This is a genomic window from Rhizobacter sp. P5_C2 (assembly GCF_054049715.1).
Genome location: NZ_JBFULV010000071.1, coordinates 19910 through 34046 on the forward strand (window position 1 = coordinate 19910; position 14137 = coordinate 34046).

The 14137-nt window shown below is 64.6% G+C and carries 6 protein-coding genes and 1 pseudogene; 4 read left to right on the forward strand and 3 right to left on the reverse strand.

Annotated features, from left to right (window positions below):
* Positions 1-76: 76 nt before the first annotated feature.
* The 3 genes from ACXJLU_RS23035 to ACXJLU_RS23045 are packed head-to-tail and all read left to right on the forward strand — an operon-like array spanning position 77 to position 2909.
* On the forward strand, positions 77-1657 hold the full coding sequence (locus tag ACXJLU_RS23035; RefSeq protein WP_457334984.1) for a recombinase family protein: 1581 nt from the start codon (positions 77-79) through the stop codon (positions 1655-1657).
* The gene (locus tag ACXJLU_RS23040) at positions 1654-1992 is read left to right on the forward strand and encodes a hypothetical protein (protein ID WP_457334986.1); all 339 of its coding nucleotides are present in this window, start codon (positions 1654-1656) and stop codon (positions 1990-1992) included. The genes ACXJLU_RS23035 and ACXJLU_RS23040 overlap by 4 nt, the downstream gene beginning before the upstream one ends.
* Entirely contained in the window at positions 1989-2909 is a 921-nt protein-coding gene (locus ACXJLU_RS23045; protein ID WP_457334988.1) for a plasmid partitioning protein RepB C-terminal domain-containing protein, read from the forward strand. The genes ACXJLU_RS23040 and ACXJLU_RS23045 overlap by 4 nt, the downstream gene beginning before the upstream one ends.
* 87 nt (positions 2910-2996) lie before the next feature.
* On the opposite strand, the gene ACXJLU_RS23050 is transcribed toward ACXJLU_RS23045, so the two are convergent.
* Positions 2997-3257: a hypothetical protein gene (locus tag ACXJLU_RS23050; RefSeq protein ID WP_457334990.1), complete on the reverse strand. Its 261-nt coding sequence runs from the start codon at positions 3255-3257 to the stop codon at positions 2997-2999.
* 255 nt (positions 3258-3512) lie between these two features.
* On the opposite strand from ACXJLU_RS23050, the gene ACXJLU_RS23055 reads away from it, so the two are divergent.
* Complete coding sequence (locus tag ACXJLU_RS23055) at positions 3513-3845, forward strand: hypothetical protein (protein WP_457334992.1); 333 nt, start codon at positions 3513-3515, stop codon at positions 3843-3845.
* A gap of 168 nt (positions 3846-4013) precedes the next feature.
* Here ACXJLU_RS23055 and ACXJLU_RS23060 read toward each other — a convergent pair.
* Both ACXJLU_RS23060 and ACXJLU_RS23065 read right to left on the reverse strand, forming a co-directional pair.
* A pseudogene (locus ACXJLU_RS23060) lies at positions 4014-4328 on the reverse strand (H-NS histone family protein); the annotation flags it as partial.
* A 250-nt stretch (positions 4329-4578) separates the two neighbouring features.
* Positions 4579-14010, reverse strand: coding sequence for a hypothetical protein (locus ACXJLU_RS23065; protein WP_457334994.1), 9432 nt, complete (start codon positions 14008-14010; stop codon positions 4579-4581).
* Positions 14011-14137 lie beyond the last annotated feature (127 nt).

Sequence of the window (14137 nt, forward strand, 5' to 3'; positions counted from 1 at the left end):
TTTGCACACTTCATCGCGCTGTCACACAGGAATTCCACCATCCCGTCCTTGAGCTTCTCTTGTGCTGGGACTGGACATGGCGAAACTCGATCAACGCCCCCCCGCTGCCACTTCAGAAGGCAGTGGCGAGCACGACCTGACGCCCGTCGCTCAGTATGTTCGGATGTCAACCGAGCACCAGCGATACTCGCGCGAGAACCAGTCCCGCGTGATTTCCGAATATGCGGTGCGGAACGGCATGCGGGTGGTTCGCACATACGCGGACTTAGGCAAGAGCGGTCTCGAGTTGAAAGGGCGAACGGCAATGCAGCGGCTGCTGCTGGACGTCGGGCAGCCTCTCATTCCATTCCACGCCGTCCTGGTCTACGACGTCAGTCGATGGGGAAGATTCCAGGACCCAGATGAAGCAGCAGCCTGCGAGCTGACGTGCAAGCGCCGTGGCATCCGCGTCATCTACTGCGCAGAACAGTTTGCGAATGACGGATCGATCTCATCCTCAGTGCTCATCGGGCTCAAACGCAGCATGGCGGCTGAGTTCAGCAGAGAGCTCTCGGTCCGGGTGTTTGCAGGCGCTTGCAACATCGCCAAACAGGGCTACGCACAAGGTGGAGTGGCGTGCTTTGGGCTTCGCCGTGTTGTGGTCGACGAGACTGGCCGGGTGAGAGGAACACTCGCACTCGGCGAGCGCAAGGGCATTCAGTCGCACCGCGTTTCACTTGCGCCTGGCCAAGTGGCCGAAGTCGCGGCTGTTCGACTCGTCTTTCAGCTGTTCATCGACAAGCGCCGTACACGATCGGAGATCGCTGAGCTCCTTAACGCGCGCGGGATTGCTTGGGTTGGTGGCCACCCCTGGAGGATGGAAGCCGTCCACGCAGTCCTGACGAACGAACGTTACGCAGGCACCGCCATCTACAACCGCAAGTCGGGCAAGCTCAAAGTGCCAGTGAGGGAGAACGCCCGTGAACTGTGGATTCGCAAGGAGGGTGCATACGAGGCCATCATCCCGATGCGACGCTTCCTGCAGGCCCAGCAGATGATCCGTGATGCAGCGAAGCGGCTCGATAGGAATGACATGCTGCGCGGCGCGGCGCAACTGCTTGTTCAGCATGGCCACCTATCCGCGGACATTCTTGCTAAGAGCAAAGACGTCCCGTCCGTCGCCTCGTATCTCCGGATTTTTGGAAGCCTGACCAAGCTCTATGAGCTGGTCGGCTTCGACCTGAAGCAGAATCGGGAGTTCGAACAGGTCAATCGCTCACTCAGGGAACGGCGCCAACAGTTCCTGGCTGAAGTACAAGCCGGTCTTCTTGCCAGCGGAAATTCTTGCACTCTCGACCCAGAGACCAGCTGGCTCACTGTCAACGGCGAACTGACCGTGCACATCGTCGTGGCGCCGAACCGAGGCAACGCGCACGGCTACTACCAGTGGCGAGTTCACATGCCTTCAGTGCCCTCCGACGTCGTGGTCGTCGTCCGGATGGACTTCGACAACGCCCGCGTGCAGGACTACTACCTGCTGCCATTGATGGACATGCCTGCGTCGAGACTGCCGCGGATGGATAGAAATGGCCGTGCCCTGGATGTGTACCGCACGAAGACGTTAGCCCCCCTGTACGCTCTCGTGGCACGAGCGCCTCTGTCGAGGCAACCCCAATGAAAGCGGTCGAGAGGGCTCGGAGGATTGAACCTTCGGTAAGCCAGATCGGTAGCCCAGGCGGCAAGCGGAGGAATCACCATCAAGAACCGGGCCCGCGCGGGGGCCATCATCCACCGGATCAAGAACTGGTCGCGATTTATCAGCAGCAGACGCAAGAGCATCGCTTGCTTCAGCGAAAGGCAGACCGCGCGCAGGCTGCGTTGAAGACAGCTCAGAAGATCTTCAAGGAACTACTCGCGGATCCGGAGTTCGTCTCGCTCTTGAGGAGCGAGGGCAAGGGTACTGCGCCGCGCTTCCTCCTCGAGGGTGTGTCCGATGTGGAGATGGTTCAATGACCGCCCTCGACACGTCTGCCAGACTGGCCTTCAACCCCACATATTTGAAGCTTGAGCTTGATCAGCTTCATAGCAACAAGGTGCCGACCCAGTCGGTTCTCAGCGGCGCAAAGTACCAGCAGATACTCGGATCTATTCGTGCGGTTGGCCTGCTTGATCCACTGGTCGTTGTTCCTAGATCGCAGTACGAAGGCGGGGGCTACTTGGTTCTCGACGGATGGCTTCGCAAGGTGGCACTACGCGAGGCCGATCTCAATAGTGCGCAGTGCCGGATCCTGACGGACTGTGAGGGCCTGACTTACAACCGCCAGGTCAAGCGGCTCTCAGCTGTCCAAGAGCATCTACTGATTGTTCGAGCTGCAGAGGGAGGCGCTTCGATGGCGAGCCTGTCTCAGGCGCTCGGCATCTCAGCCGAATCCACACGAGACAGGCTTCGGATGCTCGACGGAATCTGTCTCGAAGCCGTCCAACTTCTTGCGGACAAACCGGCCACCAGGGGGTTATTCAAGGCGCTTCAGCAGATGAAGCCGTCCCGGCAGACTGACGTCGCACAAGCGATGATCGATCTCCGAAACTACTCGGTGAAGTTCTCGTTGGTGATGTTGCACGCTAGCCCGGCTGAGTTGCTGGCGGAAGACGCCCAGGCTCATAGGCAGGCGAACGCCCCGTCGGAGGCCCGACAGCGTCTTCAGCGAGAGATGGCGACGGTTGAGTCGAACGCGAAGAGACTGGAAGAGACGTACGGCCCCAACTGCCTGCAACTTGTCGTGGTGAAGGCCTACATACGATCGCTCTTGGAGAACGCCAAGGTCGTCGGCTGGCTCGCCCGCAATCGAGGGGACTACCTGCGTGAGCTGCAGTTGATCGCTGAAATCGAGGTGCTCGATCCGGTAACCTGGCAATCGCCCAAGGCGTGAGCGGCCGCCACACGGGCATGAACCGCCTGACCTCCCCTGCCTGGCACCTCCAGGGTGCCGGCCCAGCAAAGCAAATCCTCCGGGAGGTCAGTGAGGCTTGTCTACAGGAAACGACTGCATCAGATCGATCAGCCACAACCTCGTCATGCCAACAGCCTTGAGCTGGGGCCCTGCGTTGGGGTTCTCCGTGAAGGCATCACGAAGCAGATCCAGCTCAGCGACTGCCTCACGACGGAATGCATCCTTGTCCGGCAACAGCTTCACGAGCGCAGCGATCATGGCCATCGCACAGATCACTTCACCCTGCAGGTAGCTKGCTGTCTCGCTGGGCTTCACTTCGTCGCTCATTCACTCACCTCGCAAACAGCCGAGRAARSGTCGATTGAATCTCGTTGAGGGCGCCTGTGCAAGAGTGCTTTCRSGAGGACGRMCCGGTCCAAAAATCTCACCCCCTGCAGCTGATCCGCAGTAGAGTGATCTCTCGAYGGGTATTTCCAACCTGTGCTGCGTTTGCACATGTATTCGGAGGCACGCATGTCCAGTCCAATCTCGAGATCCGCCTGGGTTGATCGCGTTTTCACGAAGCTGAGCAAGCTTGATCCGATGGCAACGATGGTCGATCTGCAACAGGTGGCCGCGCGCTCCTACGAGGCGGAGCGAAGTGAATCGCCTGAGGGCTGGGCTGAGAACTACCACCTGAGCACGCACCAAGCTGACCAACGCCAGTGGCGGCGGGAGTTCTGGGACAGGGCGTTGGAGGTTGAACCCAGGTTGAGCCTGAGGGAGCTGTGGGACCTCGCAGATTTCTCGTGGCGCGAGTACCCCACTCATCGTCGTTCAGCGCGTGTCGCGGCCAATCACGCGCTCGGCGTAGAGATCGACTGCACTGTGCAGATCTGCGAACTGGCCGGCACCGAAGGCAAATGCTCCGGATGAGCGCTTGACGCGCTGCGTGCCAGGTCGCCACTTCTACTGCGAGCCCACGCCACCCTCAATCTGTACTGCGGCGGACTGAGCGGCTGGCGTTGATGCCTTTCGAGAAACGCGTTGCTTGCGTTTCGTTGGTTCGGTGGAAGGTTCGACGCTCGACGGAGATCCCGAAGCATCGATCAGGAACCGGTTGCGGTTCTTCACACCAACAATCCAATTCGGAGGCTTGCCTCGCCCAGTCCATGTCTTGCCAGACTTCGGATCCCTGTACTTGGGCGCTCCGACAGTGATCTTGGCCTCGCGTCGACCCTTGACGGCCGCCCGTTTTCCGATGGTTCGCGAGAGCCCCAGATCCTCATGCGTCAATCCGTAGGCGGAAATGGCTTCTTTGATTCTGGATATGACGCCGGCCACTTCCGCTTTCCGCAGTTCCTCGGCCTCGCGTTCCAACTTGACAATCTGAGCCTTTAGCGACGCATAGGTCTTCATGAATATGTCTCCAACGAAGTATCGGAATGGGCCATTCTCGCCTTGATTTGATGTTGAGCGCCAGTCGCTGGGGGCGTCGAAGCGGTGAGCGCCCTGTCCAAGCCAGAGGTCAGCTTTGCAGGGCGGATTCAACCGGTCGACAGTGAAGCGCTAACGTCCGCTTACGGCGGTGTTGCAGCCGTTGCGAGGCGGCGCTGGCGCCCCGCCATTGTTGATCTTGAAAACTGTTCTCATGGGGGGTTGATTTGCTTCAAGTGTTGATGCGGTAGACCTCGCCTTGGGTCGAGGCCACCCACAGCGCCCCGTCAGCCGCGAAAGACAGGCCCGATATTTCGTTCTGGTTGAGGTTTTGCGTGCTCGCGTCAAGGCGCCGTAGCTCAGTGAGCTGGCTGGTGCCGTCGATGCGCAACTCCACCAGCAGCGCGCCGCTGCTGACCGAGCCAAACCACAGGTGGCCGGTGGCAGGCGCGATGGCCAGGCCGGCGCCCGTCTGCACGCCAAACGGCGCGGTCACTGCGGCCAACTGCGCGCCGCTGGCCGCACTCAGCTCGATGATGCGGTTGGCCGGGCCATTGCTTTCGGTCAGGTAGATATGGCCATTGGCCGGGTTGAAGGCGGCGCCGGTGAGCCGGTAGGTCGCATCGAGATTCAGGCTCGCAATCACCGCGCCGCTGCCGGTATCGACGGCAAGCACGCGGTCGTTGCCGCTGACGCTGCCGTTGAAAACCAGCAAGCTGCCCGCAGGCACGGTGCTGCTGCCCAGGGTCATGGCGGCCGTCAGCACGTGCAGGCCGATGTTGTTGAAGACGATGATCGAGCCGAAGGCGGCGCTCAAAGTCAGGGTTTGCACGGTCTGGCCGGTGGCCGGGTCGATGCGCAGCAAATGCGCCGGGCTGGCCTGGTCGCTAACCCACAAATGGCCGCTCACCGGGTCGACAGCCACATCGCCCAAGCTGCTGTTGCCGATCGGCACGTTCACGCGCACCGTGTTCAGGGCCAGCGGCGCGCTGCTGCCGCCGGCCGTGCTCACGCTCACCGGGCCCAGGCCGTGCGACGGCAGCGCGACGCGGTCGATGCTGGCGCTGGTGTTGTTCGTGACCTCGATATGGACGCTCGGGTCGAGCGGTGTGTCGTTGGCGCTGGCGCCAGCAAACTGATAGCTGGCGTTGCCCTCAACAAAACCTGTCCCCGTCAAGATGATGCGGCTTTGAATGTCCACGCTGGTGAGCGTGGGCACGATTTGCAGCAAGGGCTGGCTGGCCGAGCCGAACACCTGCACGCCGAAGGCGCCGTTCAATTGCGTGGGCAGCGTCAGGTTGGCGCTGCTGCCGTTGGCGGCGGCGGACGATGGGCTGAGCTTCACCATGCCAAGGCTGCCATTGCCGTCGATGAAACGCAGCAGCACATCGGTGGTGGTGCTCAAGCCCTGGCCGCTCAGGCTGACGGCTTGCCCGGCATGGGCCGATGCCTGCACCGGGTCGGCCGGTGTGCCGGTCGGGGCGACCGCGTTCACGCTGGCCACGTTGACACTGAAGGGCGTGCTCGTGCCGCCGATGGTCTTGACGCTGATCGGGCCGAAGGCGGCGTCGCTCAGCGGCAGCACCACGCGCGTGAAGCGGCCCAGGTTCTCGGGGCCGGCAGTGCGGGTGCGGTCCAGCAGCTTGAGCGTGCCGAAGCGGTACTCGGTGTCAGCCGCTTCCAGTATGCCGGTACCTTCCAGCAGCACCGATGCCGACTTGCCGTCTGTCGACGCCGATTCGACCTGCAGGTCGATCACCGTTGGCACGATTTGCAGCAGCAGGCCGCTGGTGTCGCGCTCCAGCCGCACGTGGCCGGTGTGGGCGGTGGTGGGCACGATGGCGGTGAGCGTCTGGTTGGTCAGGCTCACCGTGGTGGTGACGGTCAGTTCGGACAGGTTGCCGAAATCGCTCAAGGTCGTGAACACCAGCCGGTCATTGGCCACCAGGCCGCTGCCCGCAACCGTGATGCTCTGCCCGGTGTTGGCCGAAGGCAGTGCCGCCAGGGCCGCGCTGCCGCTGGCGGCTGTGGTATTGATGGCCGTCAAGTGGCGCGAGGCGGCGCTCAAGCTGCTGCTGCCCCCGCTGCTGGACACGACGACCACGCCCGCACCGACGCCGGCCGGCACGGTCAGGCTCAAGAGCTGCTGCACTTGCTTGCTGGCGGACGAGTCGAAGATGCCGTCGACGATGGTGCGCACGGTGAAGCCCGTCACCGCGCGCCCGTCTATCGTGACGCTCAGGTCCGGCGCGTTGAAGCCCGAGCCTTCGAGCACGATCGCCTGGCCCGACGCCACCTGGCCGCCGATGCCGCGCAGCACCGGCACGATTTGCAGCGGCAGGCTCACGCCGCTGCCCAGGATTGTTACCAGGCCGCTGCGCACCAGCGCCGGCACGCCCACAGTCAAGGTCGTGCCATCGGCGCTGGCAATGCCGTTCAAGGTCACGGTGCCCAGCGTGCCGCTGTCGTCCCGCGCCTGGAACTGCACCAAGGTGTTGATGGTGGCCAGGCCCTGGCCGTGCAGCGCAATCGCCTGGCCATTCACGGCCGAGGGCGCATTGGCGTTGGCGGGGGTGCCGGCGCTGGCTGTGGCGGTGATGGCGGTGAAGCCGACGATCGGCTGGGGCGCAATCGGGGCGACGGCGATTTCGGCCGAGCCGCCTTCGGTCGTGATGCGGATCGGGCCGTCCAAGGTGCGCGGTGCAACCACGTCGAGGGTGTCATTGCGCGGGCCAGTCACGTCCAGCGGCGACAGCACGCTGTCGGCATCGACCAAGTCAATGCCGCCGATGCGCACCGTCAAAGCACCTTCCACGAAGCCCGAGCCGCGCAGCCTGAACAAGTCATCGGCGCCGGGGCGGCCGATCTCGACGCCGCTCAGGGTCGGCACGATTTGCAGGCGGATGCCGCCGGCTTGGCTGTCGAGTTTGACGTCGCCGCTTGCGGCTGTGTCGGGCACCAGCACTTGCAACCGCGTGCCGCTGACGTTGACGATCAGCGGCGTCTGCACCGCCACGCCGGTGCTGCCGTCGTTACCGCGGGTGTTGAACAGCACGCGCGTGGCGGCCGTGAAGTGGGCGCCGATCAGCTCGATCACCTGGCCCACGTGGGCCGAGGCCTGGGTGCCGTTGGCCGGCACGCCGTCGCGCGCGCTGGCAACGATCTGGCTCAAGCTCGCCGGGGGCGCTGCCGCTGCGTGGATGTCGATGCGGTACAGCTCGGCCTGAGTGGACGCGACCCACAGCGCGCCGTCGGGCGCGAAGGACAGACCCGAGACTTCGTTCTGGTTGAGGTTTTGTGCGCTCGCGTCCAGGCGCCGCAACTCGCTGAGCTGGCCGGTGCCGTCGATGCGGTATTCGACCAGCAGCGCGCCGCCGTTGGCCGTGCCCAGCCACAGGTGGCCGCTGCTCGGGTCAATGGCCAGGCCGGCAGCGTTGAGCACGCTGAAGGGCGCCGTGATGGCGGCCAGCTGCGCGCCGCTGGCCGAACTCAGCTCGATGATGCGGTTGCCCGGGCCGCCGGTCTCGGTCAGGTAGATGTGCCCATTGGCTGGGTTGAAGACCGCGCCATTGAGCCCATAGCGAGCGTCCAAGGCGAGGCTCGTGATGACCGCACCGCTGGCCGGATCGACCGCCACAACGCGATCCGGCCCGCCGATGTTGCCGTTGAATACCAGCAAGCTGCCCGCAGGCACGTTGCTGCTGCCCAGCAGCATCGGCGCGGCCAATTGCTGCAGGCCGATGTTGTTGAACGGGTTGATCGAACCGAAGGCCGGTGTCAGCGTGATGGTTTGCAATACCTGGCCGGTGGCCGGGTCCAGGCGCAGCAAATGCGCCGGGCTGGCTTGGTCGCTGACCCACAGCTGGGCGCTGGCAGGGTCCACCGCCACGTCGCCGATGCCGGCACCCGGCGGCAGGTTCACGCGCAGCGTGTTCAGCGCAAACGCGGCGCTGCTGCCGGCCGCGGTGGTCACGCTCACATTGCCCAGGCCGTGCGCAGGCAAGGCAGTGCGGTCGATATTGACCAAGCGGTTTTGATCCACGCCGTCATTGAACACGTCGATGTGGTTGCCGGCATCAAGCGCGCTGTCGCTGACGGTGGCGCCGGCAAAGCTGTAGCTGGCATTGCCTTCAACAAAACCCGAGCCCAGCAGCACTGTGCGGCTTTGAATGTCCGCGCCGCTGAGTGTGGGCACGATTTGCAGCAGCGGCTGGTTCGCAGATCCAAAGATCTGCAGCGCCACCACGCCATTGGCAAACGCGGGCACGACGAGGCTCGCGCGGCTGCCGTCCTGGCTGGCCGCCACCGGGCTGAGCCGCACTGCGCTGGGCGCGCCGTTGATGTCGGTAAAGCGCAGCAGCACATCGGTGTTGGTGTTCAAGCCCTGGCCGACCAAGGTGATGGCCTGGCCCGCGTTGGCCGAAGCCAGCGCCGGGCCGGCCGGCGTGCCCGATAACGCGCTGGCCTCCAGACCTGTCAGGTTGACGCTGAACGGCGCGCTGCTTCCCCCGGCCGTCGTGACGCTGACCGGGCCGAACGCAGCGGCGCTCAGCGGCACAGTCAGGCGCGCCGTGCCGTCGCTTTGCACGTCAGGCCCGGCGCTGGTGCTCGTGTCCACCACGCTGGTGGCGCCAAAGCGGTACACGGTGTTGGCGCCTTCAACGAAGCCRCTGCCGCTGACCAGCACTTGGGCGCTCGTGCCGTCGGCCGCCACCGACACCACCTGCACGTCGCGCACCGTGGGCACGATTTGCAGCGGGAAAGTGCCGTCGTCGAAATGGGTGATGACGCTGCCGACTTGTTCGAACACCTCCGCGTCGCCGGTGAGCGCGTTCAGCGGCACATTGAAGAAGGCGATGCGGGCCGCAGCGTCGGTGCGAAACACATTCACAACCAGGTTGCTGACCGTGCCGGCGGCATCGACGGTCTTGAAGGACATGCGCGCCGTGGCCGGATCAAAAGGCACGACCACGCCGATCTGCTGGCCAGGGTTGGCCGACGGGACGTTTGCAATTGCGGCGCTGCCGCTGAGCGCGCGCACCGTGTTGGCCGGCAGCACGGTGAAGTGGCGCACGATGGGCGCGGCCAGCACATTGCCTGCCAGGTCGGCGATTTGCGCCGCGTCCACGCGCAGCTCGTAGCTGCCGGGCGCCAGCAAGCCGGAGAGCAGCAGCGAAATGAGCTGGCCGTGCTTGCGCGTGTCCTGGCCCAACGGCACGGGTTCATCGTCGGGCGTGCCGAAGCTTCCGTCCGCGCCCGCGCGCACCAGGGTGGCCGCGCTGGGCGTGAGGCGCTGCAGGTCCAGCGGTTCATCGAACAGCAAGTCGATCGAGCGCACGAAGAAGCGCCGCGCGCCTTCATCGACGCTGGCCGAGAGCAGTTGCGGCGCCAAGGTGTCGGGCACCACGTCCAGGGCGAGCTGTTCGGACAAGCTCACGTTGCCGCCGGTGTCGGCGGCGCGCACTTGCAGCGTCAGGTGCTCGCCGGCCAGTGCAATGGCCGGCGCCTGGGCCGTGAACTCGAACGGGAAGGCCACGGCCACCGAAGCGACCTGGCCATTCACCAGCAGCTCGACGCTGCGCACCTGCACATCGTCGCTGATGTTGCCCAGGACGCGCACGACGCGGCCCTCCTGCACCTGCACGCCGGGCTGGCTGGCATCAACATCGACCGCTTCGAGCGTGATGGCCGCTTGCGGCGCCACGCCCTGCACATCGGCGCCCAGGTAGTTGACGACTTGCAGCCCGCCGCTGCCATCGGCCACAAACGCCAGGCCGCCGGCCAGGGCCAGATCTTTGGGCATTTGCGGCAGGTTGATGCGCGTCACCAAGTTGCCGGTGTTGGCCGGATCGGCGGTGCTGAATACATCGAGCGAGCGAAACGCCGCCACGATCGAATCATTGCCGCCCACCGCCAGCGCGAGGCCCGAGCCATTGAGCGCGATCGCGCTGCCCGCCACGACAGTGTTGTCGGGGCCCGACAGCAGCACCGGCAGGCTGGGGTTGGAGACATCGACAGTGGAAAAGCCCCCGCCGACCACGCCATTGCCCGCGCCGACATAGGCGACGCTGTTGCCGACAAAGAGCTGGCCGCCTGCGGCCGGCAGTGTCAACGCGCCCAGCGCCGCCAAGCTCGCGTTGGCGATATTGAGGGTGCGCAGCGCGCCGGCCGCATCGACCGTGTAGGCGGTGCTGCCGAACACGGCGATGTCCAGCAAGGTGCTGCCGGCCAAGTCCAAGCTGCTGACCAGCTCGCCGGTGTTGATGTCCACACTGTGTACGCTGGCGCCGGCCGTGACATAGGCGATGCCGTCGCTGAGCTTGACGCGGTTGACGCTGCTGCCAAAGGGCACCGTCTGCACGCGCAGCGGCGCAGCGGGAATGGCAATGTCAACAATGTGCAGCCCGGCCTCATTGCCGGCCACGGCGGCCAGGCGGCGCGCTGCATCGACCGCGACATCGGTGTTGTTGCCGGGCAGCTTCAGTTGCGACAGAATTTTCAACGTGCTGAACTGCGAGACATCGACCACGGCCAGGCCGTAGGTGCCGGTGGCCAGCAGCGCCGTCAGCGCCGCCTTGCCGTCAATCGAGCCGAACACGGTCACGGCCTCGGCCGTACCCAGCAGCGCGGCGCTGCTCACCACGCCGATGGGAATGCGCAGGGCGCCCAGCGGATCGCCGCCTTGCTTGACTTCGGTGAAGTCGTCCACGCCGTCGGCGTCGCTGTCGCGACGGATCGCACTGGAGCCGATGGCTAATTCCACATCGTCGGGCAGGCCGTCGTAGTCGCTGTCCTTTTCGGTGCTGGCCAGGAACACCATTGACGAGGTCAAGTCGGTGCCCTTGCCGCCAATCGCGGTGCGGCCGTAGCCGTGCGCCACCAGCCCGGTGGCCGGGTCGAAGCCGACCACGTGGTAGGGCGTGCTCGCGGCCAAGAAGAAGTTGAAGTAACCGTTGTCGTCGCTGATCGCGCGCAGCGGCGGCACCTCGGGCTGCTCGGGGTTTTGCAGCGCGAAATAGTTCTTGCCCCACTGCACCGTGGGCAGCGCGGCCAGGCCGGTGCCGACCACGCCCAGGCGCAGTTTGGTTTGCAGCGGGTCGTTGGCGCTCAGCTCGATCAACCCGCGTTGCAGGCCCAGATGGTCGGGCGCGAAGCGCGCGCCAAAGCTCAGGTGCTCACCGGTTGCCAAGCTGATCGGATGGATCGCCAAGTCGGCCGGCAGGCCCAGCAGCGAAAAACTCTCGGCGCCTTCGGTCAGCACCGCACCCGAGATCACGAGCGGCTGCAAGCCGGTGTTGGTGAGCGTGAAGATCTCGTCGCGCTGCACCGCGGGAGCACCCGGCCGCAAGCCGCCCAGGTTGTTGTTGCCCAAGGCGACGCTGGCGGTGGGCGCCACGCGCAAGCCCGTGCCTTGCAGCTTCAACACGAAGTGCGGCACGGTGCCGGCGTTGGAGTCAATCGTCAGACTGTCTTGCGCGTCGCCTTCTTTCGTCGGGTCGAAACGCAAGTTCACACTGATCTGGTCTTTGGGCGCTATCGACGTGCCGGCCGGCGGCGGATTGATGAGCGCAAAGCCCTTGCCACCGCCGAGCTGCAGCGCATTGATCAGCAGCGGCGCCACGCCGCCGTTGACGATCTGAATCGCCACCTCGCTGTGCGTGTCGGCGCTGCTGTCGGCCGCCACGGAGTCGAATGGCAGGGTATCCAAGCTCAGACCGAAATAATCGATGGCACCGGTGCTGAGCGTGATCTCGGGCGTCGTCAGCGGCACCGCTTCAACATCGCGATAGCCATTTTTGTCGCCGAGATGACCGGGGTGGCGGTCGTTCTGAAGATTGAAGTGATCGCGCCAGAACTTCAAGGTGTCCAGCATGGCCGCACCGCCATCGGGGGCGATGCCCACGGCCGATTTGAGCAAATTTGTGATCGGGTATTTGAAGCATTGATTGCCGTCAGCATCGCCGCCAGCATTCATGATGTCGCCATAGGGCGTGGCGTCGGCGTTGGCGCGAATTCCGGCTGTGCCGCCGATATCGCGTGCATCCCGAAAACCCGACAGATAGCCTTCGTTCAGGCCCAGGTGGTGGCCGAATTCATGGCTGAGCGAGTCGGCAACCAGTTGCGTTAGTTTGACATTGGGATTGGTGTGCCGGGTCGACAGACCCACCGCCATCTTGGTGGTGCCCGACAGCGAGATGTTCAGGAACTCCGACAAGGCCCAGATCTGCGCAGAATCGGAAATCGGTTTGGTGAAGCGGTTGCCGGTGGCCGGATCGACACGCCCTTGGGTGCCGATGTCATTCCGCATGTCGGCAATCGAATAGTCGGCCTTGTTCGACAGCCCGAACACCTGGCTGCCGTCGGCCGGGTCGATCTGGTCGCCCCACGAGGTGCTCACGTCGGCCCCGGCATTGGAGGCCTGGAAGGTGATCGCATCGCCCACGGCGGGCGTGAAGTTGGCTCGGACCTCGGTCAGCAGCAAGCTGGACTCATTGCTCAGCCGCGTATCCAGCGCAGCGAGCTGCGCGGCGTCGAAGTCGTCGTCCGTCGAGCCGGCAATGCCGTCGGGGCCAGGCTTACGGTCGGCCGGCATGAAGCCCGCATACTCGGCCTTGAATTGCGCCGACACGGGGATGTAGTCAATATTCAACCTGGCACCCGCGGCGAGGACAAAGATCGACCCACCGCCGTTGGTCGGCGCGGGCGTGATCACACCCTCATGGCCTTTGAACGCATAGACGACCTGCGGATTCACCGCCGTGCCGTCGGCGCTGATTTGGAACGCCGTTTTCAATGACAGCAGCAAGCGTTTGAGTTCGGCCCGGTAGCCTGCCTGGTCGACGCTGAAAAGCGGCCTGGAGCGGCTGGCACCGGTCGCGTCCAGCAAGCCCACTTGGCCAGCCAGCGGCAGTTTTGGGTCGTTGACCTTGATCACCAGTTCGCGCAAAAACAGGTTGGCGACCTCGGGGTCGAACTTCCAAGTCACCGTGGACTCGTCCGAGGTGGCGCCGTCAACAAAAAACGGTTTCACGGTGCTGAAATCGGTGCTCACGGTCGCCGGCAAATGCACCTGGACTTCCTTGGTGCGCACGAAGTTGCCGGCACCATCGTTCAAGGTCTTGATGAAGGCCGCCGTCTTGCCGGTTTTGTTCTGCGATTTGTCGGCATCGATCACATCGACCCAGCGGTACTGGTAGTAGGTGAAAACGTCGCGCGTGCGCAGCAGCTCGCCGGCTTTTTGCTGGATCACGGTGATGGTGATCTTGGCGCCGAACAATTGGTCGGCCGTGAGCTGCTGGAACTTCGGCGAGCGGAACATTTCGTCATAGCTCTTGGCCTGGAAGCCGAACAGCTTGCTTTCGCCGCTGCCCGGCGCCAAGGTGAACGTGCTGCTGACCGGCTGCAGCGCAATCGGGTTGGTGAGCGCCTTGGCGAAGCGGTCCAGCGGCCCGTCGATGTCGATGCTCACGTTGACGAAGGGCTGCAACAGGCCGCCGGGCGCGCTGGGGTGCTGGGGCACGTCGCAGCCGGGGGGCGGGGGCGGGCTCGGTGGTGCGTTGGGGTCGGCCGGCGGCGCGGTCCAGAACCATTCCGGGCGCGTCACGCCGCCCATGCCGCCGTCGCCGGTGGCAAAGGTCAGCGCGATAGGGTCGTGGATGGTCACGGTTTCAATCACATCCAGCGCCTGCGCCGCGTGTTGCAGGCCGGCGGCCCCGGCAGGCGGGACCGGGCCGGGCGGCTGGCCGCCCGAGCCGCCGCAGCCGCCGGGTGGGGTCAGCCCATGCCAGCCC

Coding starts and splice junctions, on each gene's coding strand:
- ACXJLU_RS23035 (WP_457334984.1), top strand. CDS start 77: ATGGCGAAACTCGATCAACGCCCCCCCGCTGCCACTTCAGAAGGCAGT.
- ACXJLU_RS23040 (WP_457334986.1), top strand. CDS start 1,654: ATGAAAGCGGTCGAGAGGGCTCGGAGGATTGAACCTTCGGTAAGCCAG.
- ACXJLU_RS23045 (WP_457334988.1), top strand. CDS start 1,989: ATGACCGCCCTCGACACGTCTGCCAGACTGGCCTTCAACCCCACATAT.
- ACXJLU_RS23055 (WP_457334992.1), top strand. CDS start 3,513: ATGGCAACGATGGTCGATCTGCAACAGGTGGCCGCGCGCTCCTACGAG.